Consider the following 25,347-nt stretch of genomic DNA (forward strand, 5'->3'; position numbering starts at 1 on the left):
TAGACTATGGAAATCAGTCTAGTCACAGCGTTTCTCGGTGGCGTGCTCGCCCTATTGAGCCCCTGCGGTGCGCTGCTGTTACCCGCATTCTTTGCCTCGGTCATCGGCCAACGCATGCGCCTGCTCTTACACGGCGGGGTGTTCTACCTCGGACTCGTGGTGACACTGGTACCGCTCGGGCTAGGACTCGGCGCGGTGGGTAGTCTGCTAACCGAATACCGGGGTGCGCTCATCGTGACGACCTCTGTGATCCTGATTCTCTTAGGACTGGTGCAAGCCGCAGGGTTTGGTTTCGATTTGTCGAAAGCACTGCCGGGTGCCGGATCGCTACAGCAGCGTGCTCACAGCCGCGGCGGCTTCGTCCGCACCGTACTCTTAGGAGCCGCCAGTGGTGTGGCTGGATTCTGCTCCGGCCCAATTCTCGGTGCAATCCTCACGCTGGCCGTGGCCCAGGGCAATACGTGGAACGCCGGAGTCATGCTGGCTGTCTATGGCCTGGGAATGGTCGTGCCGCTCACGATCCTGGCCGCAGTGTGGCACAAACTCAGCCCTCGGGCACTCTCGGTGCTACGCGGTCGCGGATTCCGATTTCTGGGTCGCGATCTCCACACCACCTCGGTCGTCACGGGTCTGTTGATCGTCGCGCTGGGTGTCGTCTTCTGGACAACTAACGGCCTGGTCAGTGCGCCATCTCTGCTGCCTACCGGTATCCAACGCGGCCTGCAGTCCTACAGCGGTGTCTTGGCGAACCCACTGGTCGACGCCATATTGCTTGCAGCAGTCGTCGTTGTGGTGATCACCATCTGGGCCGTGCGACGAAGTCGCAACCAGGTGAAGGTCCAGCAACCCTCTGAAGAGGAAGTGCTCTAATGGTCTTGCTGCACTCTATCCTGCCGCGGAGACGGTGGCGCTTCGGGGCGGCACTGGCTGCCGCAGTCCTCCTGAGCGCGTGCGGTTCCGGGGGCGACAGCTCGCAAGGCCAAACCTTACCGGACTATGATCCCGCACCAGCCCAGGTCAACAGCCCGGCGACCGAAGTAAAGAAAGACGAACTGCGCGTACCGCTGCAGTTCACCCACCAAGCCCTGGTCGCACCCGGCTGGCAGACCCCACCGCACGGCGCCGATGACGTATTTTTGTCCGCAGGACATAACGACGACATCCTGACATTCCGAGCCGTTGATGACACTGGGACGATCCTCTGGGAAGCACAACGACCGCTCAGTTGCACCGGCTTCACCCTCACCACCGCCGACGACGAGCAAAGCTATGCGGTCCTCACCGACATTGACGCCGATGTCCAGACCTTTGGGCATACCGTTGCGGCCGCCTATGACCTGCAGACGGGCGACCAATCCTGGGGCCCAGTCGAGGTCCCCGGCCCGCATCACGGTCCGGGGATCGTGTTTGCTGCACCGTCGGAAGAAGCCATGGGGGAGTCCGGACCACAAGTCGTGCTGGATCCAGCTACCGGCGACGTCCTCATCGACGAGCGCGAGACGCCCGAAGTGGCGATCCTCGGGGAATTCCACGGCATCGTGCTGTTAGTTGTCGACGAGCAGGTGCAAGCACATAGCGCAAGTGGCCTAGCCCAAGACGGACTCACCGGACAGCCCAAGTGGAGCATCCCGCTGGATGACTACGCCTGGGACACACAGCGGCTGACTGCGAAGGCTCCGACGCCGAACCCGATCGCCGAAGAGCAGTCCGGGGGTGTGCTCATTGGCACCGACGATACGGACCGGATCCTGGTCACACTTACTGATGGACAGGTGATCGCTGACCAGCTTTCTGCGGCAGGTCAGGACCCGTCGAGCCAAACCTGGGTGACCATTGGCAAAAATATCGTCGGCTATGACGTCGAGGAGCACAAACTTTACGAAGAGTCCCACAACGGCGCGGATCTGATCGGTGTCGGAGCGGCGATTGCATATCTGCGAAACGCCGAGGGCAATGTCGAAGCGCGCAATGTTTTGACCGGTGCGATTGGGCGGTCCTATGATCCGCAAGATGCAGGAGTGCTCACAGTGCCCAGCGTGATCACTGCAACCGGTGCCGGCATCCTCGAAGCCGATGACGAATACTATCTGGTACCCGCAGCCTCGGCCGAAGACCATGAGGGATAGTTAGTCGTCGTTACCAGCTGGGGAGTTCAATGGGATCGCGCAGGCTGCGTGCCATGACGAGTTTCGACACGAATGGCAGCCCCATAAGGCGGATGGTCGCATTGCGCATGTACAGCTGCTTGCGATCCTTTGGCGCAAACGCGATGTCTAATTGCAGGGCAGCATCCTGTTTATCTTGAATCATGGGTTGCAGCTGCCGCTGATAGGCCGCAAAAGCCTGTTGGTGGTTGCCCTGGGTACGGCGTAGCTGTGCCGCCAAGACGTAGGCACCCACCATGGCGAGCGCTGAACCTTGCCCCGCCAACAAGGAGGGCGCCGCTGCGGCATCGCCCAGGAGTGCAACGCGGCCGCGAGACCATGTGGGCATGCGAATCTGGCTGGCCCGGTCCATATAAAATGACTTGGCTTTTGGTAAGTATTCGAGGATGTTCGGGACTTCACCACCGATGCCGTGCAATCTGGTGCGCAGCAGCTCTTGTTGTGCCGCCACATCGTGGAATGGGATGGGGCGATCGTCGCGGAAGGTAAACAGCACCAGGGTCGCGTCATGGTGCAACGACGATCGCATGGTTTGCACACCGATAGTTGTGTGGGTGACGGCGACCAGCTCATTGCGCGGCCGGTAGCCCTCGAGCTCCAGGGCACAGACGACCAGCCCCACGTGGCGTTCGAAATCGGCCTCTGGACCAAAGACCAGCGACCGAACTTTTGAATGCAGACCGTCCGCTCCGAACACCAAGTCGAATTCGCGGGACTCAGAGTGCGCAAAGTCGACTCGAACCCGCTGGCCGTCGTCATCAAGCGCCGCCACGGTGTCACCGAAAATGGTCTCCACGTCGTCGTCGAGGCAATCGTAGATCGCCGCGGCCAGATCAGCCCGGGCAATCGAAACATACCGGCCGCCAGCGGCGTCGATCATTTTTGCTGGGTTGACGCGCGCCAGCGTCCAACCGCCGGCTGAGACTTCGCGGAGCTCTTTGATCACGTAGCCCTCGCGCATCAGGCGCGGAATGAGCCCTATGCGTTCGGCGACTTCAGACCCCGCACCCCAGAAATCGACGACGTACCCGCCCTTGCGCAACTGCGGAGCAGACTCAACCAGCGTCACCTGGTGCCCGTCGCGACGCAGCCAGTAGGCCAGAGTTGGCCCAGCGATACCCGCCCCGACAATTAGGATTCGCATGAGTCTCCTTCCATGCAGAGCTTGCCCGGCCGCCCTTAGGGTTAGCTGAGGTCTAGAAAATTGCGCAGTTGGTCGAAGGCTTCTGGGACGACGCTATAGTGTGCCCATCGACCGCGTTGCTCGCGGGTAATCAGGCCGGCGTCGACGAGCTTTTTCATATGGTGGCTCACGGTGGGTTGGGTGATCCCAAGTTCTTCGGTGAGATCACAATCGCAGACTTCCTGGCAACCCTGTGCCGTGATGTGGGAAAGCAATCGGAGTCGGGTGGGATCCGCTAACGCTTTGAGCATCTCGGCGAGGCGCTCGGCTTGTGCGGCGCCTATGGGTCCTGCTGTCAGGGAGCAACACGGGGTAGTGGAGGCGGCGGCTGTTGCTTCATCGATGGTCGTGCTCATGACGCCATCTTACATTGACGGTCATCAATGTGTCAGGGTAGTCTCAGATCCGATGCATTGATGAACGTCAATATGAGAGATTCGTGTAAATGATGAGCACTGCTGTGCAAAATACCGCTGCGACGACGGAATCGCCGGTGGTACAAGAGATGTCGTTTCTGGATCGGTGGTTAGCGGTCTGGATTCTCCTGGCTATGGGAATCGGGTTGGGGCTGGGCCGTTTCGTGCCGGGCCTGAATGCGATCCTGGATTCTATGACGATCGGCGGGATCTCGGTGCCGATCGCCGTCGGCCTGTTGGCCATGATGTATCCGGTCTTGGCTAAGGTTCGGTATAACGAGACCCAGCGGGTGACCGGGGACCGCAAGCTGCTGATCTTGTCCTTGGTATTGAATTGGGTGCTGGGACCGCTATTCATGTTCATCCTGGCCTGGACATTCTTGCCGGATCTCCCGGAATATCGCACCGGATTGATTATCGCGGGCCTGGCTCGGTGTATTGCCATGGTGTTCATCTGGAATGACATGGCCTGCGGTGATCGCGAGGCCGCAGCTGTCTTAGTCGCAATCAACTCGGTATTCCAAGTCGTCGCTTACGGCGCACTGGGATGGTTCTACCTCCAAGCACTACCCTCCTGGCTGGGGCTAGCGACGACGTCGGCGGAATTTTCTATTGGCGCCATCGTGGTATCGGTGCTGGTGTTTTTGGGTATTCCGTTGCTCGCCGGATTCCTCACCCGCACGTTCGGTGAGCGTGCCAAAGGTCGCCAGTGGTACGAAGAGACCTTCCTGCCCAAGATTGGGCCCTGGTCACTCTACGGAGTGCTATTTACCATCGTGTTGTTATTCTCGTTCCAAGGCGATGCCATCACATCGCAGCCGCTGGATGTCGCCAGGATGGCAGTCCCACTGCTGTTGTATTTCGTATTGATGTTCTTGGTCAGTTTCTTTGCGTCCAAGATGGTGGGACTGAATTATGCGAAATCCACTTCGGTGGCCTTTACCGCATCGGGTAATAACTTCGAACTGGCCATTGCAGTGGCAATTGGGACTTTCGGCGTCACCTCGGGCCAGGCTCTCGCCGGCGTGGTCGGGCCACTGATCGAGGTGCCGGTTCTCGTCGGGCTGGTGTATGTCGCCTTATGGTTAGGGCGTCGTCTCTTTCCCGGAGATCCCACCGTGCCCACTTTCCGCCGAGAAGAAAACACAGCCGTCACCACGACAGGAGCCTAGAAATCATGTCTGTGTCAGAAAATATTCCCGGTGTGCTGTTCGTCTGTGTCCACAATGCGGGACGTTCTCAGATGGCAGCAGGCTACCTTCGAGAGTTCGGTCATGGCCGGGTCGAGGTTCGCTCCGCCGGTTCCGCACCAGCCGAGCAACTCAACCCCATAGCTGTGGAGGCCATGGCAGAAGAAGGCATCGACATTACCGCAGCGATCCCGAAGATCCTCGCGCCCGAAACCGTTCAGACTTCTGACGTTGTCATCACCATGGGCTGCGGGGATGTCTGCCCGATCTATCCTGGTAAACGCTACGAAGACTGGGAACTCGACGACCCAGCAGGCCAAGGGATCGCGGCGGTCCGGCGGATTCGCGACGACATCAAAGCCCGAGTACAGCGGCTAATTTCCGAACTCCTGCCCGCCTCCGGCACGTCGCAGAGACCCTGAAGCGAGTGTCACCGGAACCGCCGTCCTTATTTACAACCCAAAGGCCCCTCCGCCTACGAGAATGATGATCCCCAGACCAATGAGTACGGTCGGAAAGAGAACATGTTCCCAGCGTTCTAGCGCTTCGGCGATAGGTTTTCTGGAAGCGATCCATTTGGCAAGAAACACCAGGATTCCGACCAGCAATAAAAAGACGATGCAATAGGTCAGGATGGTGTGCCAGCTGACGCTCACAAAAACTGGGACATAGACGCCGATGTTGTCGCCGCCGTTGGCAAATGTCATGGCGGCAACGGTCCAGGCTGACACTCGCTGGGTTCCCAGCTGCGCGTCGTCACCGTCTAGACCTCTGTGCTGCCAGGCCTGCCACGCTGCCCACAGACCGATGGCTAACGGAATGAGCCCGAAGTAGGGGAGCACTGCTGCAGGTAACAGAGCTTGCGCACCGAAAGCCGCTAGCGCGGCAGCCCCAAGAATGCCGATGAATCCCAGATACTGTCCCAGCAGAGTGCGGCCGGTGGTTCCGGGTTGGCCCTGGCCACGACCGAAGAACAGTGACAGAATGACGACGTCGTCAATATTCGTGGCGAGGAACAGCCCAATCGCCTGCAGCATGGATGTCAGAACCACGCGTCTCCTCTAAAGATATCTCACTGCCCCGAGGCACTCATGGCAGCCGAAGATTCCTGCAGTGGAGCTCGGCATAGAGACTACGACTTACCTTTTCTCGACCGCAGCGAGCGGTAGATCGTGTTGCTTGGCGAACTGCAACCATTGGGCGGTCGAACGTTTGGAAAAATGTTCTGTAAGGGTCGAGCGGCTATCACCTAGCAGTGCGGTGAGCGTTGCATGAAAGTGCGGTTCGATGGCGGCCACCGCGATCCATCCGTCTTGGGTTTGATACATTCCATATTGCGGGTGAGTACCAGAGAGGATCTGGCCCGGTGCGGTCGCGCCGATCTGAAACGCTTCCGCGGCGTCGTCGACTCCCTGCTTAAGCCCCACTCTGCGATGAACGGCCTGGTCATTACCTATCTTTTGGGCGTGTTCGCGCTCGCGGAGTGCGTCCAGCGCTGCAATCGTGGCCTCGTAGCCGCCGAGTACATCGGCCCAGGGGACGCGTGGCATCTCCGGTGGGTTTAATAATCCGGCTGCGGCTTGATAGGTCAGATCATGACCAGGCTCATCGGGTGCTTCGACATCGCCGACAATTTCGATGTGGGCAACCTGTGCGCGGGCCACCATCTCGTAAAGACCGAGTCGGTCAGCTGCGCTCGGCCGCATCGACGAGAGCAGTAGATCAGCACCGCTCAGCAGCTCGAAGAACTGCTCCCTGTCCTCGGGCACTTTCAAATCTAGGGTTTTGCGGATCTGTCCCGCGTTGAGTGCTTGGAACCATTGCGGAAACGCCTGGGCCGGATCGCCATGCGGGGCTTCGATTTTCGTGACGGAAGCACCCAGTTGCACCAGGTGTCGTGCGGCGAGCGGGCCGGGCAGATTGGGTGCAATGGTGACGACGTGCACCCCGGCCAGGCTTCCTGAATCATGCACGGGCATCCCGGTTGCGCTTTTACTCGTGGTGAGGGGTAACGTTGAGCTGCCAGGACACCCCGTAGCGGTCGTTGAGCCACGCAAACGGGGCAAAGCCGTAATCGTTTTTCGGCATCATTGCCTGGCCGCCCTCTAGGAGCGCTTGATACATTCGATCGAGTTCGTCTTCGGATTCGCATCGGAAAGACAGGGACATCGACGGCGTGAAATCAAACTCGTGGGGGACCGGGCTGTCCATAACGTTGAGCTCTACGCCCGCGATACGAAGTGTGGCAATTTGTACTTTGCCGTTCATATCGGGCGTTTCGTCGCCGTAACGCTGCAACATCAGGACCTCGCCGTCGAACAGTTCGACATAGAAGTTCATTGCTTCCTCAGCGCGCCCATTCTGAAACATCAGATGGGGTAAGAGTTGTTGCGTATCGGTCATGACTAACCCTTCGGCTCGATGTGCTGTCTGACCTCAAGTGTAGGTGGTCAGGTGATCACGGGATAGACCGATCGGAGTAAGGTGATCACATACCGGGATTCAACGCGCAGAACATGCGAGCGTACATGTAGCGGGTGAAAGACAATGGATTGGAACACTTGGCTTCCGCTGTTGGAGGCCACCGATTACACCATCGCACGCGAAGTGCTCTTACGCGGGGTGGCCGCGATCTACTGCACCGCATTTCTGGCGGCCTTCAATCAATTCCCAGCCCTTCTGGGCGAAAACGGACTCACTCCAGCCCCCGAATACATTGCCCGCACCAGCTCGCGCGATAAGCCCAGCCTGTTCCGCTGGCGCTTCACTCCATATAGTGACCGGCTGCTGCGCATCGTATGTGTCATCGGCATGGTGCTCAGCCTGAGCGTCGTCGCCGGGTTGGTGCAGTTGGGACCAGCGTGGACCACCATCCCGGTCTTTTTGCTCATGTGGTGGCTGTATCAATCAATTGTCAATATCGGTCAGTACTACTACGGTTTCGGGTGGGAATCGCTGCTGTTAGAAGTCGGTTTCGTCGTCGCATTTCTTGGAACCCCCGACGGCGCACCACCGTTTCTGGTTCTGCTTTTTCTGCGCTGGACGCTGTTCCGCGTCGAGTTCGGTGCCGGGATGATCAAAATGCGTGGCGATAAGTCCTGGCGGAACTTGACCGCGATGAACTATCACCATCAAACCCAGCCGATGCCCAATCCGGTGAGTCGATGGGCGCACCAGAAGCCGCAGTGGTGGCATAAATCCGAGACGTTGGGCAGCCACGTAATCCAATTGGTCATGCCCTGGTTGCTGTTCTTCCCGCAGCCGGTGGCCTCGATTGCTGCCGTCGTGATTATTTTGAGTCAGTTGGTGCTGGTGATCACCGGCAATTACGCGTGGCTGAACTGGCTGACCATTCTGATCGCTTTTTCTGCCATCAGCGACTCGTTTCTTTATGCCCTTGTCGGTGGTGGTTGGCCGGACTGGGGCTGGGAGTATGTTGCCGCAGTGCTCAACGGCGAGGTGACGGTCCAGTCTCCGGTCTGGTGGCTGGTGCTCACCGGGGTCGTGTTCATTGGCCTGTGTGCGCTGAGCTGGCAACCACTGCGCAACCTCTTTTCTCCTCATCAGTTGATGAATGCCAGTTTCAACCGTTGGCACCTGGTCAACGCCTACGGAGCATTCGGGGCAATGACCCACACCCGACGCGAGATTATCATCGAAGGCACACTGCACACCAACCCCTCGGAGGACAACGGGTGGCAGGCCTATGAATTCAAAGGCAAACCCGGTGACCCGTTCAGGAGGCCACCGCAAGTCGCCCCGTATCATCTGCGCCTGGACTGGATGATGTGGTTCTTGGCGCTGGGATCCCCAAATCAGCCTTGGTTCCGCTGCCTCCTGGACAAGATCTTGGACGGCGACCCGGCCATCCGAAAGCTACTGCGCCATGATCCGTTTGACGGTCAGCCGCCGGTGCTTATCCGGGTGAAAATCTATGAATACCGGTATGCCACTGCCGCAGAGCGCCGGGAGACCGGTCAGTTCTGGTGGCGCACAGAACTCGGGGTCCTCGTGCCACCCACCGGGTAATAGACAGCTTGCCAATGCGAGCAATAGAGTAATTTTTGACTTCAACCGATCCCGAAGAGATTGGCGAAACGCCGTGCGACTGAAAAAGACCTTGTCCACCCTCTGCGCTGTCCTAGCGCTCGCAGTGCTCAGCGGGTGCGGTGGCCAGGACAATCTTGAGGAAGCCGGCGATCCACCGGAAGTCACCTGCGAACGATTCCACGGCGTCATCGAACAATTTAGTGATATCGACGCAAACACCATGGGTTTTGGCGAGATCCTTGCACATGTCAGTGACGGCTTCTCCGAGATCGAAACGATCGCGGACGAAGCCCAGGACGACGAACTGGCACACTCCATCGATACGATGAGTGAAACACTGAACTCTGCGATTGCCTCGTCCGGCGGGGACTTGGAAGCGGTGCGTTCCGGGCTTGAAGAACAACTTCAAGAACCTGAGATCCAGGATGCTGCCACGTATATTGAAGAAACTTGCGGGACAGACCTGCCGCTCTAAGATGTTGCTGATGTTCAAATTTCAATAGGGAGAAACCCGTGGATCCGTTTCGTTTTACTCTGCGACAGCTGCAGCATTTCATTGCCGCAGCCGAGGTCGGGACGGTGACGGCTGCTGCCGCCCAAGTGCATATTTCTCAGGCGGCGATGTCGCAGTCACTCAATGAACTGGAACGCGCTGTCGGGCAGCAGTTGATGGTGCGCACCCGCAGTCACGGAATTCAGTTGACGTCGTCGGGCAGAAGGTTTTTAGCGGACGCTCGAGAACTCGTGGCTCGCGCCGCCGATGTCCAGCAGGAGATGATCGACCGTTCCGAAGAACTTGTGGGACCACTGGACATCGGGATTTATTCGGCCGTCGCCCCGTTTTGGGTGCCGTTTCTGGCCGAACATTTCATTGTGCCCAACCCGCAGGTTTCGGTGCGGATTGTTGAGGGCGATGGCAAGGCATTGCAGCGCCAGATGCTCGAGGGCCGTTTCGATGCGGTCTTCACCCATACCGGTCACCTCATTGATGGGGTGCGCCACCAGGTGATCCGTAAGGGTCAGGGCTATGCTCTGGTGGCGCCGTCGCATCGGTTGGCCGGACGCACCAGTGCCACGATTGCTGAGTTTGGTGATGACCCGTATGTGTTATTGGATGTGCCGGCGGTCAGTGAGAACCAGTTGCCCAAGCTGCGTGCCGGTGGGATCGAACCCAATATCCAGTGGCGCTCGACCAGTTTTGAAGCCGTTCGTGGGCTGGTGGCCCGGGGCCTGGGGTGGAGTGTGCTGGTGCAGCGTCCACCGGTGGATGTCTCCTATGACGGGTTGCCGTTGGTGACGATCCCGTTGGAAAATTTCGAACCCAGTGACATTTGTATTGCGTTTGTGCAGCAGCGGCACAGTCGACGCCTGACCGAGCTCATTGCGGTGTGCACAGCAGAAGGTGCGCGACTCGATGCTCAAACGGCATCCAATCGCGCACCCAATACGGCGTCGTCGTAGGTTAGAACTTGGTTCCTTCAAGGTCGGCGGTGCGACCTTCTTTGACTAACATGGTGGCGCCAATGGCGACGACGAAGACGGCGATCCAGACCACGGCGATCAGCCACAGCTCACCGCCGGCGAAGGCCACCAGAGATGATGCGATCATCGGGGTGAAGCCAGCGCCCAGGGTGGATGAGGTCTGGTAGACCAGCGAGGCACCGGTGTAGCGGATATGGGTTGGGAACATTTCGGCACAGAATGCGCCGAATGGTCCGAAGATGCTGCCCTGGACCAGACCCTGGGTGAGCAGCAATGCGAACGCGAACATCCACAGGTTGGTCATATCCAGCATGAACATGACAGGGAAGGCGAAGACCGCACCCAGCAGCATGCCGCCCATCATGACCGGACGACGGCCGAATTTATCCGACAGTTGCGAGGCGAACCAGACGACCACCACGGTTGAGGCTGCGCCGAGGGCTTTGACCCACAGCACGTGGGTGGAGTCCAGGCCGCTGTCGATGACGTAGGCGATACCCCACACGGTCATCAGACCCTGCACGGTGTAGGAGCTCATGCCCGAGATGATGCCCAGGATGAGGTTCTTGGGGTATTTGGAGATGACTTCTAGCAGTGGGACTTTGCGCTCGTCGGCTTCGTCCTGGAGTTTCTGGAAGATCGGAGATTCGTGGACCTTCATGCGAATGACCAGGCCAATGAAGACCAGGACGGCGGACAGCAGGAATGGTACACGCCAGCCCCAGGCGAGGAACTGTTCGTCGGGCAGCATGGTGAAGATACTCATGACGATGGTCGCTAGGACCGCGCCGGCTGGGCCGCCCATGTTGGCGAAGCTTGCGGCAAAGCCACGGCGTTTATCCGGAGCGTGTTCCAGCGCGATGAGCATTGCGCCACCCCATTCGCCGCCCACGGCCAGGCCCTGGATGACGCGGAAGAGGGTGAGCATGACAGGAGCGGCAACGCCGATTGCCGCCGTCGTCGGGAGCAAACCGATGGCTACGGTGGTGCCACCCATGAGCATCATCGAGGTGACCAGCACGCCCTTGCGGCCGATCTTGTCGCCGAAGTGCCCAAACAGGATGCCGCCGATTGGGCGGGCAACGTAGCCGACCGCCAGAATGGTGAAGGATAGGAACAGGCCCAGACCCGGATCCAGGTCAACGAAGAAGACCTGAGAAAAGACCACGGATGCCGCGGTGGCGAACAGGATGAAGTCGTAGAACTCGATCATCGAGCCCAAGAAGCTCGAGGCTAGGATGCGGCGCATCGTGGTGGTGTTTAGCGATTCGGACAGCTCGTGGTTCGAGGTGTCCTGGGAGTCAAGCGTCTGGGTCATGTTAGACACCTACCTTCAGGTCTGGCACAGCCAGGGCATCCTGGTGCGCAAAAGAAATTGAATCAAGATCGTGTGGAATAAAGAATTCTCCGGCGAAAGTTTCACCCAGGGCTTCCCAGCGTTCGGCCGGCGTATTGCCCGGGACCAGGTGGTGCAGCGCCAAGCGGGCGGCACCGGCGCGTTCGGCCAGTTCGATGGCCTGTTCCGGAGACGTATGTGACTTGCGGTGATGATCGATCGAGGCCTGATCGGTCTGGGTTTTGCCGCCGCCATAGGCGCGTTCGACCCAGTCGAAGTCGATGGCTTCGTGTAGCAGCAGGTCGGTGCCGCGCGCCAGGGTCACCAGGTTGTCGGTGGCGGTGGTATCGCCCGAAATGGTCACCGAGCCGGCCACCGTGTCGAAGCGGAAGGCAAAGGCCGGGGCCACCGGTGGGTGCTCGACCAGAATCGCGGTCACCGTGACCAGATCATCGCGGTAGACCTCAAACGGTGCCATGCCCGCCGGGGTTGGATTGTCATTCGGGTGATAACCAATGTCCTCAGGGATCTCAATATCTTGGACAGTAAAGCAATCCAGCGGTGAAGGGCGCAGCGCATCCAAGATCCGGTCATTAAGATCAGTCGCGTAGGCCTGGACGATCGAATGCACCATGCCGTAGGTGCCCGGCGTCGGATTGTCGGGACACACCGGTTGCGGGGCGACTTCGGCGCGTTCGGATACCGGGGGCAGCATGCCGCGGTCGCCGGGACCGAAAATTTTAATCGGTCCGTTGGCCTCGATATCGCGAGCATACAGCCCCATGGTCAGCAGGCTGGGCAAGTCCACCGTGTGGTCGGAATGCAGGTGGGTAATGAACATGGCGCGCATGTCATCGAATGATAAATCCGCGCGTTCCAACTGCCGTCCAACGCCGAGACCGACGTCGACCAAGTAGTACTGATCGCCGACGACGACGGCCGTGGCAATCCCATGGCGGTGCTGTCCGGTACGCGAGGACCACCAGCGTGGCCCACCGGCAGTCCCCAGGGTGATGATGCGTGGTGCAAGATCGAGTTCCTGTTGCACTCAAACTCCTTCAAGGCTTCGTGATTTACATCATGTGATCTGATTCCCTCTACTTTGTGTTAAGTTTCATAAAAAGTAAAACGAATTGTTCCGATCAGACTCATAGGTAAAACCGATGACGGGATGGTGCTACTCTCAGTCCCGGTAGCAACATCTCATCGAGCGGAGGGCCCGTGACGGCATACACCATCCCAGCACAACGCAATTGGTTCGGACTCATCCTGTTGGGTCTGGCCGTGGGTGTCTCATCTGGGCTGTTTGGTATCGGTGGTGGGATTATCGTGTTGCCAGCGCTGGTATATCTTTTCGGGTACTACACGCGCATCGCCGCGGGAACCTCACTGCTTGCCGTCGTCCTGCCGGCGATCGTCGGTGTCATCTCCTACGCGATCGAAGGCAACCTGGATCTGCTGATGGCCGTACTGTTGGCCACCGGGTCAATTGTTGGTGCGCCGATTGGTTCGTGGTTGTTGACCGTTCTGCCACAGCGGGCCGTCCGGTGGGGATTTATCGTGTTTATGTTGCTCGTGATCGCTTCGCTGTTCGTGGTCATCCCATCCCGCGACGCCGTCGTCGAGATGGACTGGTTGCTCGGCGCCGGACTGGTCGCCCTAGGGCTCTTCACCGGCGTGATGTCCGGGCTGTTGGGCATCGGTGGGGGAGTGATCATCGTGCCGCTGCTCGTCGTGTTGTTTGGTGCCAGTGACCTCGTCGCGAAAGGCACATCTTTGCTCGTGGTGATTGCCACCGGCATGTCCGGCACGATTGCCAATGTGCGACGTCGAAATGTCGACCCGCCAGCCGCCCTGACCATCGGTGCTGCCGCCGCATTGGCAACGCCCCTAGGAGTGTGGACGGCGCACGCACTGAGCCCGGAGATTGCCAATATCGTATTCGCGGTCTTCCTCGCGCTCGTCATTATTCGGATGCTGGTAGACGTGCTATCTCGCCGCGCGAAGTGAAGCGCTTGTATTCTACGTTAATTTGATCAGCGCTAAGCAGGGCAAGGGATTGTCTGATGCCTTCTCAGAATTTTTGAAAAAGCCGGATGCCTGACGGTTGAACCACAGCAGTTTGGTCGTGGTGCTGGGTTTGCTACGGCAACGGCGAGACTCTGGTGAATTTGGTCTAGGACCGGTTCGATAATTCGCTGGCGTATATCTGGTTGCATGAAGAGCTGCAGTACCCACGTTTTGAACTGCAAGGTGTGGGCGTTGATGAGCCGGACAGGGACGAGACGGCGCAAGGCTTCTCAATACATTTTCGGCGAAAGTACACCGCAGCCATTGAGGGTTCTACGATGCTCGCTTTGAAGAACTTGATCGGCTCAACGGGCTCGTTCAGCCACCCATGTCCTACATCAACTATCGATCGTAGAGCTCCCCAAACCGATTAGACTGATAACCGAGCGAGGGAGTGTTCGGGATGAAAATAGACCAGATCTACACGCATGTGCCGACCAACGGTCGAATGGTCGCCGCTGGTGTCGGCCGAGTACCAGCCGGATTCCCATCACCGTCGCAAGACTATTCGGATACCAAAATCGATCTGACCCAGATGCTCATCCGCGATGAGCTATCCACGTTTATCGTGCGAGTCTCGGGTGATTCGATGCAAGGTGCTGGCATTTACGACGGCGATAATCTCATCGTCGACCGGGGCATTGAAGCCCGCGACGGGCACGTCGTCGTCGCGGTGGTCGACGGCGAAATGACCGTCAAACGCCTACGGATCACGCCCAGCGGCGTCGTACTGCAAGCCGAAAATGCGGAGTACCCCGACGTCACCGTTGCCGAACTATCGGATCTGTTGATCTGGGGTGTGGCCACCACATGTCTGCACCAGCTGAACTAGTTGATATTCCTCTGAAACCGTCGAAAGGCCTGTTGAAAAGGGCTGATATTCCGAAAATGGTACCTTCCTCTACGCGTTAAAGAGGGTTGTGGGACTGGAATAAAGGCGATAAACCCCTCTCGTTTAATGCACGAATCGTGCATTAAACGAGAGGGGTTTTCGTGACAATTCAGAAGCCGCCGGGAGCTGCCTCGTTGTTCTTGGTCGCTGGTGTCGCCTTCTTGGACGAGGAAGAATCTGTTTTCAATGCCATGCTCGAGGGGTGGAGTGACCAACAGCGTGGTGGCAGATACCTCAAGGAATCTACCGTTCGCACGTCGCTGAATATCGTGAGCAATTTTCAGCAGTTCACCAACGACTGGCCGTGGAATTGGAGTGCTGCAGGTTTTGATGAATGGATGACCCATCTCGTGGCTATTAGACACCTTGCGCCCTCGACGACTGGGCTGCCCTATCAAAAGTGAACTTGCTAAGAGCCGCTGGTCTCTTCCCATCCTGACAGATAAGGGACCGCGATATCCCGGTGTGAGTGTTTCGGCCTGACGGGTAGTCACGTTGGCGTCCACCAACTGCAGGTAAGCGTGTCTTAGGGGTTGTTGCGCTTGAGCTCTTGGGAGTCCGCGCTCTTGGAGAGCTGTTCCAAGAGTCGGGTAGCCCTGGCGCATTGCTGCGCCGGGGCCCCCTCAGAACCGGACGTGAATAGTTTCTATTCATCCGGCTCAAGCAAGCCCAGGGCAGCTGCAGGTGTGGGAAGTGGTGGCCGTCGACGTCGTTGTTGCCAGTATTCGGTCAGAGTAGGATCATCAGGTGATGCCCTGCCTTTGACTTTAATGTGGCGCACGATCGGCGTCCAGGCGGTCTTGGTCAGGTGCTGGCCGGTGTCCCGGTCACCAAAAACCCAGCGGTCGTTGCGCGAAGCGCGGTAACGATCCCAGTAGCGGTTTTTGATCCAGCGTCGGCCCTTATTCTGGTGGCGTCGTAGTGCCCAGCGCCAGAGTCGGTCCTACAACCAACTATCGAGTTGGTTGTAGGACCGTTGCGAGACTCCAGTACGGTAATAGCTCGCCCACCCTCGAAGAATAGGATTGAGCGTTCCGATCACCGCCTGGGCGTTTGCACCATTGAGTCTGGTGACCTCTTGGCCCAGGCGCGCACGTATCCGAAGCATCGCAGCCTTGGACGGCTTGGTCAGCAGCTTCCCGTTGGGATAACGGCGGATATTGAACCCCAAGAAGTCGAACCCCTCGGACAGGTGCACGATGTGTGTCTTATCCTCGTTGAACGACAGCCCCCGGGGCCGTAACCAGACTGCCAGTCGTTGTTTGACTGCAAGAGCCTCCTGTTCCGAATGACACAGCGCGACCAGGTCATCCGCGTAGCGAATGAGCACTGGCGCGCACTTGATCACTCGGTCACCAAGTGCCGCTTTGTGCGCAGCGTGTCGGCGTACCCCAGCGGCTTCTTCCATGCCGTGCATAGCGATGTTTAATAACAACGGTGATATCAATCCGCCTTGGGGTGCTCCCGCTTTGGTGGCATGATACTGACCGTCTTCCATGATGCCGGCCGTCAGCCACGCTGCGATATGTCCCTTCGCAGGAAACCCATCAAGCATGGACAACAGATGGTCATGGTTAATGTTGTCAAACGCTGCTGCCAGGTCAGCGTCCAGTACCCACATACGGTACCGGGTCTTTCCTGCACACGTCAGATAGATTGCCTCAATAGCGTCATGGCAGCCGCGTCCTGGCCGGAAGCCATAGACATTCGGTTCAAAACGGGCCTCCCACTCGGGTTCTGACGCATTGACCACCATCGCTTGGATGGCACGGTCGATTAACGTCGGAATACCCAGTGGTCGGCGTTTGCCATTGGCCTTTGGGATATACACCCGCCGTACCGGCGAGGGCTTGGTCGTGATCGCATTGTCTGCAAGCCACACCGCCATCGCAGCCCGTGACTGGTCATCCAACACGACCACGCCATCCACCCCCGCGGTGTGGCGTCCCGTATTTGTCTGCGTCACCCTGCGCACCGTCACCAGCACGTTGGCCCACGACCGCAGCATCAGGCGTTGCAGACTGCGAACCCGCTTGGGGTTGGCATCCTGCGCCGCCGTGAAAATCCGTTGCCTCAACGCACGTACGTCTGCTTCGATCTGGGGCCAATTGATATCAGCCCACCAATCAAAGCTGGCGTCTGTGGATCTGTTCGCCGTAGCGTCTAACATCCTCCGCAGTTCCGTGCGCATTGGGGTCTTCCTTTCACGACTCACCCGGCCCACGTCAGCCCGCTTTCGCGTCCAGACACACGATCTGGTATCCAGGTGGTTAGCATACGGTGACCGCAGCAGGAGCAGTCCTATACCGCGTGTTTCCCAGTATCTTTCGATGTCCTGGCGTTTGCTTTTTGAGCCTTCCTGTTCCCGCCGCACACATCAGCATCCTTTACAAGACAGCCCACCGGTGTCACCGGCGTGCCACGGGGTTTCCGTGTTCCACACATTCCAGTTGCAGTCTGGCAGGGTGCCGTCTTTCCCCCGGGAACGGTGGTGTCCTCACATCCGCTTCGCACGCCACGGATGCCACCTACCGGAATCGCACCGGTGTGTTCCTGAAACCCCCGATACTTGCCATAAGGGGGCCTAAAGCTAACGAGAGCTCATCAACGGTTCACTTACGTTCACCCATCCGGACTTTCCCCTCGCCCGTCGTACATCGGCAAGTTGATGCCACGACTTCGGCTTTCCCGCAGGCTTCGCACCTCGTCGTTACCAACAACGCACGCCACGGTGGGGACGGGTCTACTGGACACTAACCCGGATCACATGCAACATCCCAAAAAGACGTCACCTCCTTTTCATGTAATCACTGAAAATGTGCGACCTCACGTCGCACGCGCATGCGCTTTTCCCCTGATATCCAGCGCAGTTTGCGTGGTCTCGAGTTCCCGTTCTCGATCGGCCAGTTGGCGTTTCAACCGGGCAATCTCGGCTTGTTCCTTTGACGGCTTGCCAATAGCCTCCCCAGGCTGTTTACGATCGAACAGGCCGGCATCGCGTTGCTTGCGCCATTGGGCAATCTGGGATGAATATAACCCATTGGCGCGTAAATACGCGCCACCTTGGTGGGTTTGGATGGCGTGATCATAAGCTTCCAAATGCGCCAATTTCTCAGCAACGCTGATCACCCGGCGGCGGGGCTTCTCGGCAGGATCGTCAGTGCTCATGACCCCATTATCCGACACCGAGGCTAAACCCGAAACACGACCGGACGGGATGGAATACGAAGATGTAGTCACAGGAACATCTCTTTCAAATAGGCCCTATCAAAAAGTGAACTTGCTAAGAGCCGCTGGTCTCATCCCATCCTGACAGTTAGGGAACTGCTCTTCTGTGACGCCAACGAGAGCAATCCACTGCACCTTCTGAACAGGCAGCTTTGCTGGGCTGTAAGCAAATCCATGGTTCCAGACTCGATCAATGCATCCCTTCATCACGGCAGGCATACTGTACCACCAGACCGGGAAGGTGTAGACCAAGGCATGGTGTTCTTCGATACGCTTTTGCTCTCGCATTACCGTTTCAGAATATGTTTTGTTCGGATCGTCCCAAGCAGGTTCGTCCTTTGGGAATACTAATGGCATGAACTCTTCAGCATACAGGTCAACTACTTCCTACTCGTGACCAGCCTTGGATAAGCCGTCGACGAAGTGCTTTGTGGCGCTTGCTGTCAGTGAATCGCTTCGAGGGTGGGCCGTAAAGACAAGTACTTTCAAGGAATTACCTTTCTCCTTGTGACCCAGAGGGTGCATAAAGTGAGATCAACGAATCTTGGATGGGGGTTCAGGCGCAAAATTCCGCAGGCGTGATCCATGCCATACCAGCGGTTCGGTATTCTCGTCGACTCCCAAGCGTGTTACTTCTAAGAGGATCATCCAGTGGTCACCTGCGTCGGTCTCTTGATAGATAGTGGTCTCGAGCCACATTGCGGCGTCAGGGAGGTAAACACCTCCAGATTCGGACGTTTCCACAACAACGTTTTCGAAACGTTTTGACCGTTCTTTGCTGGCAAGCTGGCGTACCAACGCCCCCTGACTGTGTCCAAATATTGAGATACCTATCAGGTCAGCTTGGCGTATTTTGGGCCAAGTCACAGAGTCCTTCTGTACTGCCACTGCGACCAAACATGGATTAAGGGAAACTCCCACCATGAATGAAGAAGCTACCATGGCATATTTTTCACTGTCTTGGTGCACAGCCAGGAGTGAGAGCCCAGAGGGAAAATGCGCAAACGCTTTACGTACTATTTGTTGATCATCGTGAAATTCTCGTAGTTCGGGCCGTGACCTCAATGCCTTCGTATCTTGGTTTATCACTTTGTAAGATCCTCTGCTTGGATGTTATTGCGTGAAGCTGTGGTTCTATTCACGTTATATTGCTTTAGATTTTTAATGTTGTCTAGTAGGGTCACCATCCAAATTGAAAGGACATAAGCACGGACTCGAAGAGAGGAGACTCAAAAGTGGTAGAGAATCGGGACGCCCCGATGTTATTCCGAAATATTGGCGCGGGCGCCCTGGTAAGTGTTGATTCACCACGTACTGCCCAGACTAGAGCTATGGGAAAATGCGAAGCTGATGAAACGTTACGTGCAGCATCTCAGTGGCTCCAACGCTTGCACTGGGCAAAAGTTGTAGAGACCAAGTTGTGTAGTCACTCGCGAGTGTGAACCTGTTTTCCGCCTATAAATACATCTTCAACTTTGATATTTAGGAGGTCTTCAGGTTTCACGTGCATAGGATTCATATCTAATGTGATGAAATCAGCAAATTTACCCGGCTCGAGTGAGCCTCGCGTATGTTCCATTCCTAGAGCCGCTGCGCCTCCTATGGTATGCATGCGCAGGGCTTCCAAAATCGTAATATTTTCGTTGAGAGGGAGTTCCTGGTTATGAAAGGTACGTCGGGCAATCGTTGAGTATACGCTCAGAAAAGGATTCGTCTGACCAACTTCTGAACCGACCCATACATCAGAACTGCCGGAAATATTCCAACCGTCTTCTAGGAGGCGTTTGAAGGGGAATTGCCGCTCACGAGCGTATTCGCCAACATAGTCGGGAACGAATTCACCAAAATTGTAGATGAAAACTGGTTGCGGAACAGGAATAATATCCGCAGATTTCCACGCTGTAGTAAGTTCTTCATAGTTGGGCATAAAGTTGCCGGCATGCTCGATGCGAATTTTCGGCGTATTGGCGTCTCGCGGTATTTGTTCAAGCGCGTGACACACTTCGAGTTGCGCACGGTCTCCGTTGGCATGGATGGCTAGCTGCAAACCAGCCTCTTGTGTGCGGGTGGCTAATTCGATGATTTCGTCGTTCGACAGGGCTATTTCGCCGCAATTGTGCTCTTCCTGAGCATAAGGATGATTCAGCGCAGCTTTTTTTGCTGAATATCCCCCATCAGAGAAGGCCTTCACGCCTTGGATGCGTAGAAAAGATTCGTCAGATTCAAAGAAGGCCCAGTTACGGAAGTTGCAAGCCTCTTCTAAACTTACTGTGCCCGGAGTCCAGAGGTAAAGATGTATGCGAGCATGAATGCGTTCTTCAATTAATGCTTGATCGAATATTTTAGTAGCTTCGAGCGTATCTGTAATTTCACCAATAGTAGTTACACCATTGGATGTGAAGAGTTCATTAATACCCTTTTCAATTGCAAAATGTGTTTCTTCGGGTGAAAGTGAGGGGAAGGGCAGTAATTTGTCCATTTCGGTAACGACGCCAGTCGGACGTCCGTTTTCGTCTCGATGGACAGAAGGTTTTCCCGTGATGCTGTGATTTACAGCTTCGAATGACTCATCTATGCCGGCGATTTCCATAGCTCGACTATTCAGGATGCTTAGGTGGCCCCCCGCCCGGATGGCGATTGCCACATCGGTACTTACGCTATCGAGTTCTTCTCTGGTGGGAAGGCGTTGATCGGTGAGCTTTTTGTCAAAAAATAGATTGGCTTGACCGATTAACCAACCATCGCGGGCTTGGTCCAGATGTTCCCGAAGCGTGTTAAGAACCGCTGCGATATCAGGGTTTTTCGGGGCCCGACAGTCAACCATCTGATAAGTAGCTTTAGCGGCTACTTCTGCGTGTGCGTGCGGGTCTACGAAACCTGGCATGATCGTTCGACCTGAGAAATCAAAGATACTGGTGTGTTTCCCTGCCCACTTAGAAATATCATCGACTGGGATGACAGCCTGAACCATGCCATCCCTGACGCATAGCGCCGCGGGTCCGCTTTTGGCCCCTGGAGCAAGTGTGAGGATTTCTTTTGCCACGAAGATACTGTCGGCGGGGGCTGCATATACCGATGTATTCATTGAGCACCTCCCAGGCGTGGGACGTGCAGAACCGAGACGCCGGCTTGAGCGAAGTTGTCCAAATCTTGTACTGAAGCTTCGCCTGGTTCGGACGCGAGTGATTGAACAGCTGCTGTTTGGTTTTCGTACGTCAAACACGCAATTAAGTAGTACTCTGCGTCGTCATCTCCTTGGACCTTGCCCCAGGTGAAGTTCTGCAGTTCAGGAAGTTGCTGCACTAGTGGAACATGGATGTTCTCATAGTGGTAGTCGAATTTTGATGGGTCCTTGGGCGGACGATAGAAAATATAAATATCATGCATAGAGGGCTCCTGTATTGAATTGAATTAGTTATTGCTTGACTGGGTTGCTGTTAATTTTTTTTACAGTCTTGTATTCACCTTTTCCTTGGGGAACAAGGAGAAGTTTGGTTCCTAACCAATAGATGAGACCTGCGACAATCACTGTCGGTATGGTCGCAGTCATAAACTCAAATGGAGTCCTCGATTCGTAAGTTATCGGATCGAGGAGATACAGATAAACTAAAACCCCAGAAAAGAATGCAATGAAACCCACTGGATTGAACCCTCGCCAATAGTAATAAGCAGATGTGGGGCGACGGTCATAGATCGCGGCTACGTTCAAGGTTTGACGACGCAGCAAGAAGTAGTCCATGATCTGAATCCCGCACATAGGGGCAAAGGCTATCCCTAAGAAAGATAGAAAAACGCTGAAGTTGGCAAAGGCGATATCGGGGAAGAAGCCCGCTAGGATCAACGCAGGAACTGTGGCGACGAGAGTGGAAGGAACCCATTTCATCTTGCTCATCAATGGCAGTTGACGAGTAGCGATTGTAGACGCATATACCCCTATAACTGCTGTACCGATATTTGCCAGGATAATAAAAGCAAGTGAGATAATGCCCACCACGGGTCCGCCAATCTCGACGAGATATTGGGTAGGGTCACCACCAGATTCAGGTATGACTAATCCTCCGTAGAACCCAGTGAGGGATCCCACACCTACAGCAAGGCCCAAACCAAGGACCACTGGCCAAAGAGACTGCCGCGCGCTTGGGGAATTACGGACAATGGCCCCCGTATAGGCCCACCAGGAAAGGTTGGAGGCAATCAGTACTTCCATAGCACTCGACCAGTTCACGTGAACGCTCTCATTAGGCGCAATTGCTGGAGCGCTGAGCAAAGTGTCCAAACCAACGCTATAAAGCAAAAGTCCCATGATCACGAAAGACAAAATTAAGACGGAAACAGCGATTAGCTGGCTTACTTTTCGAACTGCTGGAGTCCCTGTCCGGATAATTGCTGTGACTAGTAAAACAGCTGTTATTGCAGCAGCACCAACAATCCATGATGGCAAGTCCGAAAAGAAGGCGCCTCCAATGGATTCCACAGCTCGACCCAGTAGTACGAAAAGGTATATATTCCAGCCTAAAGTGGTGAGATAAATGAGTACCACTGATAGGACTGATCCTCGGGTTCCTAGTTGTGGTACGGACGACGCTACGCCATCTATCCCGTACTTAGAACTCGGGGGTAGGCAGGCCAATACAATAAATAAGATGCCAATGAGTGACCCGGCCAAAACTGCCATGGTTCCGGGCACGGCGGGTAAATAATATGCAGCGAAGCCCCCGATGATAAAGCACCAAGTGGCGATAGCAGTTGAAACCGAGCTGGAAAACACAGCAAAGGGTCCCCAGGAGCGCTGTCGTTTCAGGTTGGGCCAACCATTTTCACTTGCTGTGTCTTCCGAGTAGGTAACATCCAATTTAGTCTGAGTCATAGCAAACGACCGATCACATTCACAATAATGGGGATGAGGAGCGTAACTACCAATAGAACTACGTAATCCCTATTTTTTAAGGTCTCGCCTTGGTTTTCAGGCATCTGGATGGAGTTGATAAGGTATCGCAGGTGCGGACTGAAGGGATCTTTTTCACATTGCCGATTGTTTTGATCGGACGCAGGGTAGAGAAGGGGATCTGTTGATGTTGAGGTTCGACTATTAGTACTCATCTTGATAAGACCTGCTTAGTTGACACTGCGGGGATTACTTCACGACCGATGAGTTCAAGCGATCTCTTAATATTCTCATGTCCGACTCCATCGATACGGAGAAGGACTTCGTCAATTCCCATATTCTCGAGACGTTCAATACGTTTAATGAAGTCATCAGGGGTGCCGATCATGACAGACGGAGTAAATTCCATCAGCCAATCGAGGTCGTTTTGGTGTTCAATTAGCTGCTCTATGGAATCGAGATAGGCATAATTTGGGTTTTTGGCCAAAGGAATAGCCAAATCCAGCATGAACTTGAAGTATTCCATCGCAACGTTCCGAGCTACTTCTCGCGCTTCTTCTTTGGTTTCTGCACAATATGCAGTAGCGACGTACAAACCGCGGTAATCATTTGGAGCGACTACTCGTGAGTGATCCGCTGAATCGAATGCTTCACGATATGCATCTAACAATTCTTGTAAATATTCAAAGCCAAAATAGCTTTCGAAAGAAATGACACCTATACCGCGTTCCGCTGCGTTGATGTGGGACTGCACGCTCGAGGCGGCGACTGAAACCGGTGGATGGGGATTGGTGATGGGCTTCGGGACAACTTCGACAGACGGAATCTTCCAGAACGGGCCATCGTGTTCTAGCCGGTCTTGCGCGAAGATTTTCATTAGTACGTCCATCGAGTCTTCCCACTGATCGCGTGTCTCTTTCGGGTCGACACCGAAAGCTTCGAGCGTTGTAAGGTTATTCGATCGGCCGGTAGTAATTTCTGCGCGTCCTTGAGAGACAATATCTAGGGTTGCTAAGCGTTCAGCCACCGTAATTGGATGGTTCCACTTCAGCATGATCGACGCCATGGTGCGTAATTTAATATTCGATGTCCGCATTGCAATAGCCGCATATAAGACTTCGGGAGCAGACACTGAGAAACTAGGCGGACTAAAGTGCTGCTCGGAGGTGCCCCAGGTCGAAAATCCCAGTTGATCTGCCAGTGCTACTTCATCAATTAGTTCGTGGTAGCGCTTGTAGACCGTGGTCCCGGTGATGTCGCCTTCTTGAAGTAATCCAATTTTCATCATTCTATCCTTTTGTATTTAAGTAAACTTATATCTGCTTATAAGTAGGGCAATTGGGTTTGGTTCTAGCCCTAAGCTTGTGATCTTTCCTGTATAGTGAACCCCATGCGTAATGAGTTCGGAGGCACTGGTGCTGTCGTCTCTACGCCAGCAGGCGGGGAACGCCCCTTTGCAGCTCTAGAAGTATCTCGACCTATGGATTCGGGAACAGATCGCCAGGAAGAGCTCTCAGCTCTCGACTTAGATCTAATTAGCCACCTCCAAAATGATGGGCGAATGCCATATGCAGAACTCGCACGACAAACTCGAGTGACGGAGAAGACAGTTCGCCGACGGGTCACTTCTTTGTTGGAGAGTAACTTCATGCAGATATCTGCTGTGACTGACCCTTCATTGTTAGGGTTTGAGGAACTGGCTCTAGTGCTGATTTCGCTGGACGGTACCAAGAATCCCGCACAGATAGCAGAAGCGGTTGCTGTGTTGCCCGAGGTTGATTATGTAACTGTCACAACTGGCACTTTCCCTTTGCAAGCAGAAATTGTATGCATCGACCGACAAGAGCTGTATACAGTAGCTTTCGACAAAATTGGTGCACTCATCGGCGTCCAATCGGTTGAAGTGTTGAGCTATCTGCGACTCCACTACCAGCAAGCGAGATTCTTTCCTGCTCAAAGCAAGATCACGGAGCTAGGCGTTAGGCCGATGCAGATTGACGATCTTGATCGTAAAATTATTTCTCAGATGGCAGATAACGGTCGCACCTCCTTCAGCGATATCGCTGCGACGTTGCAGATTCCTATAGCCACTGTTCGTCTTAGATACGGGAAACTCTCGGAATCTGGTGCGGTGAAAGTTATGTGTATCATCAACCCGTTGCGCCTGGGCTACACAGCTACAAGTTGGGTTGGACTCAAGATTGGTCCTGGAACGAAAAGTACTGAAGTCGCAGAGGCGTTGACTAACTTGAACGAAGTGTCCTACGTCGCTATTACTAGCGGGAGATTCCATGTCCTAGCGGAAGTCATCGCTTCTACTCGAGAAGACCTCATTCGTATTCTTGATGAGCGCATCCGCGCTATTCCAGGAGTCCAAGTCAGTGATACATGGACTTATATTGACTTGTATTATAAAGCGTTGAAACCTCGAAAGCTGCCTAGAAGCTGAC

The 25,347-nt window shown here is 55.6% G+C and carries 27 protein-coding genes; 11 read left to right on the forward strand and 16 right to left on the reverse strand.

The genetic code is table 11. The features are described from left to right. Positions 1-6 precede the first annotated feature (6 nt). Both A6F49_RS04045 and A6F49_RS04050 read left to right on the forward strand, forming a co-directional pair. Positions 7-870, forward strand: coding sequence for a cytochrome c biogenesis CcdA family protein (locus A6F49_RS04045; RefSeq protein ID WP_043057121.1), 864 nt, complete (start codon positions 7-9; stop codon positions 868-870). Continuing rightward, positions 870-2,126 carry a hypothetical protein gene (locus tag A6F49_RS04050; RefSeq protein WP_043057122.1) on the forward strand — a complete coding sequence of 419 codons (1,257 nt, stop codon included), beginning with the start codon at positions 870-872 and terminating at the stop codon, positions 2,124-2,126. The genes A6F49_RS04045 and A6F49_RS04050 overlap by 1 nt, the downstream gene beginning before the upstream one ends. 10 nt (positions 2,127-2,136) lie before the next feature. On the opposite strand, the gene A6F49_RS04055 is transcribed toward A6F49_RS04050, so the two are convergent. Continuing rightward, positions 2,137-3,309: an FAD-binding domain gene (locus A6F49_RS04055; protein WP_043057123.1), complete on the reverse strand. Its 1,173-nt coding sequence runs from the start codon at positions 3,307-3,309 to the stop codon at positions 2,137-2,139. Positions 3,310-3,350: 41 nt separating this feature from the next. After that, complete coding sequence (locus tag A6F49_RS04060) at positions 3,351-3,704, reverse strand: ArsR/SmtB family transcription factor (RefSeq protein ID WP_043057124.1); 354 nt, start codon at positions 3,702-3,704, stop codon at positions 3,351-3,353. A gap of 92 nt (positions 3,705-3,796) precedes the next feature. Between A6F49_RS04060 and arsB the strand changes: the two genes are divergently transcribed. Further along, on the forward strand, positions 3,797-4,936 hold the full coding sequence (gene arsB, locus A6F49_RS04065; protein ID WP_043057173.1) for an ACR3 family arsenite efflux transporter: 1,140 nt from the start codon (positions 3,797-3,799) through the stop codon (positions 4,934-4,936). A gap of 5 nt (positions 4,937-4,941) precedes the next feature. Continuing rightward, positions 4,942-5,376 (forward strand): arsenate reductase ArsC, encoded by a 435-nt coding sequence (locus tag A6F49_RS04070; protein ID WP_043057125.1) that lies wholly within the window; start codon positions 4,942-4,944, stop codon positions 5,374-5,376. A gap of 30 nt (positions 5,377-5,406) precedes the next feature. Here A6F49_RS04070 and A6F49_RS04075 read toward each other — a convergent pair whose 3' ends face one another. The 3 genes from A6F49_RS04075 to A6F49_RS04085 form a co-directional block, all read right to left on the reverse strand. Then, on the reverse strand, positions 5,407-6,006 hold the full coding sequence (locus tag A6F49_RS04075; protein ID WP_043057126.1) for a cadmium resistance transporter: 600 nt from the start codon (positions 6,004-6,006) through the stop codon (positions 5,407-5,409). Between the two features lie 87 nt (positions 6,007-6,093). Next, positions 6,094-6,927 (reverse strand): CoA transferase, encoded by an 834-nt coding sequence (locus A6F49_RS04080; protein WP_201120233.1) that lies wholly within the window; start codon positions 6,925-6,927, stop codon positions 6,094-6,096. Positions 6,928-6,946: 19 nt separating this feature from the next. After that, the gene (locus A6F49_RS04085) at positions 6,947-7,357 is read right to left on the reverse strand and encodes a VOC family protein (protein WP_043057128.1); all 411 of its coding nucleotides are present in this window, start codon (positions 7,355-7,357) and stop codon (positions 6,947-6,949) included. A 144-nt stretch (positions 7,358-7,501) separates the two neighbouring features. Between A6F49_RS04085 and A6F49_RS04090 the strand changes: the two genes are divergently transcribed. The 3 genes from A6F49_RS04090 (at position 7,502) to A6F49_RS04100 (ending at position 10,465) form a co-directional block, all read left to right on the forward strand. Further along, the gene (locus tag A6F49_RS04090) at positions 7,502-8,983 is read left to right on the forward strand and encodes a lipase maturation factor family protein (RefSeq protein WP_043057129.1); all 1,482 of its coding nucleotides are present in this window, start codon (positions 7,502-7,504) and stop codon (positions 8,981-8,983) included. A gap of 91 nt (positions 8,984-9,074) precedes the next feature. Continuing rightward, the gene (locus A6F49_RS04095; protein WP_150119381.1) at positions 9,075-9,479 is read left to right on the forward strand and encodes a hypothetical protein; all 405 of its coding nucleotides are present in this window, start codon (positions 9,075-9,077) and stop codon (positions 9,477-9,479) included. 38 nt (positions 9,480-9,517) lie between these two features. Then, positions 9,518-10,465 (forward strand): LysR family transcriptional regulator, encoded by a 948-nt coding sequence (locus A6F49_RS04100; RefSeq protein ID WP_052504716.1) that lies wholly within the window; start codon positions 9,518-9,520, stop codon positions 10,463-10,465. Position 10,466: 1 nt separating this feature from the next. Here the strand turns inward: A6F49_RS04100 and A6F49_RS04105 are convergent, their stop codons facing one another. Continuing rightward, entirely contained in the window at positions 10,467-11,804 is a 1,338-nt protein-coding gene (locus A6F49_RS04105; protein ID WP_043057131.1) for an MFS transporter, read from the reverse strand. 1 nt (position 11,805) lies between these two features. Then, positions 11,806-12,870: an MBL fold metallo-hydrolase gene (locus A6F49_RS04110; protein WP_043057132.1), complete on the reverse strand. Its 1,065-nt coding sequence runs from the start codon at positions 12,868-12,870 to the stop codon at positions 11,806-11,808. A gap of 173 nt (positions 12,871-13,043) precedes the next feature. On the opposite strand from A6F49_RS04110, the gene A6F49_RS04115 reads away from it, so the two are divergent. The 3 genes from A6F49_RS04115 (at position 13,044) to A6F49_RS04125 (ending at position 15,188) form a co-directional block, all read left to right on the forward strand. After that, positions 13,044-13,832, forward strand: coding sequence for a sulfite exporter TauE/SafE family protein (locus tag A6F49_RS04115; RefSeq protein ID WP_043057133.1), 789 nt, complete (start codon positions 13,044-13,046; stop codon positions 13,830-13,832). Between the two features lie 508 nt (positions 13,833-14,340). Then, positions 14,341-14,724 (forward strand): LexA family protein, encoded by a 384-nt coding sequence (locus tag A6F49_RS04120; RefSeq protein ID WP_043057175.1) that lies wholly within the window; start codon positions 14,341-14,343, stop codon positions 14,722-14,724. Between the two features lie 161 nt (positions 14,725-14,885). Beyond that, positions 14,886-15,188, forward strand: coding sequence for a hypothetical protein (locus A6F49_RS04125; protein ID WP_043057134.1), 303 nt, complete (start codon positions 14,886-14,888; stop codon positions 15,186-15,188). Between the two features lie 242 nt (positions 15,189-15,430). Here the strand turns inward: A6F49_RS04125 and A6F49_RS18575 are convergent, their stop codons facing one another. From A6F49_RS18575 to A6F49_RS04165, 9 genes are all read right to left on the reverse strand, one after another. Then, positions 15,431-15,565 (reverse strand): hypothetical protein, encoded by a 135-nt coding sequence (locus A6F49_RS18575; RefSeq protein WP_268751165.1) that lies wholly within the window; start codon positions 15,563-15,565, stop codon positions 15,431-15,433. 162 nt (positions 15,566-15,727) lie between these two features. Further along, a complete protein-coding gene (gene ltrA / locus A6F49_RS04130; RefSeq protein WP_052504717.1) occupies positions 15,728-16,975 on the reverse strand; it encodes a group II intron reverse transcriptase/maturase in 1,248 nt (415 codons plus the stop codon). A gap of 635 nt (positions 16,976-17,610) precedes the next feature. Next, positions 17,611-18,024, reverse strand: a complete 414-nt coding sequence (locus A6F49_RS04135; RefSeq protein ID WP_150119382.1) for a hypothetical protein — start codon at positions 18,022-18,024, stop codon at positions 17,611-17,613. A 27-nt stretch (positions 18,025-18,051) separates the two neighbouring features. Further along, entirely contained in the window at positions 18,052-18,387 is a 336-nt protein-coding gene (locus tag A6F49_RS04140; protein ID WP_268751169.1) for an NAD(P)H-dependent oxidoreductase, read from the reverse strand. A gap of 159 nt (positions 18,388-18,546) precedes the next feature. Continuing rightward, the gene (locus A6F49_RS04145; protein ID WP_268751166.1) at positions 18,547-19,101 is read right to left on the reverse strand and encodes a flavin reductase family protein; all 555 of its coding nucleotides are present in this window, start codon (positions 19,099-19,101) and stop codon (positions 18,547-18,549) included. 337 nt (positions 19,102-19,438) lie between these two features. Next, positions 19,439-21,097 carry an amidohydrolase gene (locus A6F49_RS04150; protein ID WP_043057136.1) on the reverse strand — a complete coding sequence of 553 codons (1,659 nt, stop codon included), beginning with the start codon at positions 21,095-21,097 and terminating at the stop codon, positions 19,439-19,441. Beyond that, the gene (locus A6F49_RS04155; RefSeq protein ID WP_043057137.1) at positions 21,094-21,399 is read right to left on the reverse strand and encodes an EthD family reductase; all 306 of its coding nucleotides are present in this window, start codon (positions 21,397-21,399) and stop codon (positions 21,094-21,096) included. The genes A6F49_RS04150 and A6F49_RS04155 overlap by 4 nt, the downstream gene beginning before the upstream one ends. Before the next feature lie 28 nt (positions 21,400-21,427). Next, positions 21,428-22,879 (reverse strand): purine-cytosine permease family protein, encoded by a 1,452-nt coding sequence (locus A6F49_RS04160; protein ID WP_082911579.1) that lies wholly within the window; start codon positions 22,877-22,879, stop codon positions 21,428-21,430. Positions 22,880-23,108: 229 nt separating this feature from the next. Next, complete coding sequence (locus A6F49_RS04165) at positions 23,109-24,185, reverse strand: LLM class flavin-dependent oxidoreductase (RefSeq protein ID WP_235604855.1); 1,077 nt, start codon at positions 24,183-24,185, stop codon at positions 23,109-23,111. 102 nt (positions 24,186-24,287) lie between these two features. Between A6F49_RS04165 and A6F49_RS04170 the strand changes: the two genes are divergently transcribed. Continuing rightward, positions 24,288-25,346 carry an Lrp/AsnC family transcriptional regulator gene (locus A6F49_RS04170; RefSeq protein ID WP_201120234.1) on the forward strand — a complete coding sequence of 353 codons (1,059 nt, stop codon included), beginning with the start codon at positions 24,288-24,290 and terminating at the stop codon, positions 25,344-25,346. Position 25,347 lies beyond the last annotated feature (1 nt).

It is taken from the genome of Enteractinococcus helveticum (genome assembly GCF_001657475.1).
GTDB lineage: Bacteria > Actinomycetota > Actinomycetes > Actinomycetales > Micrococcaceae > Yaniella > Yaniella helvetica.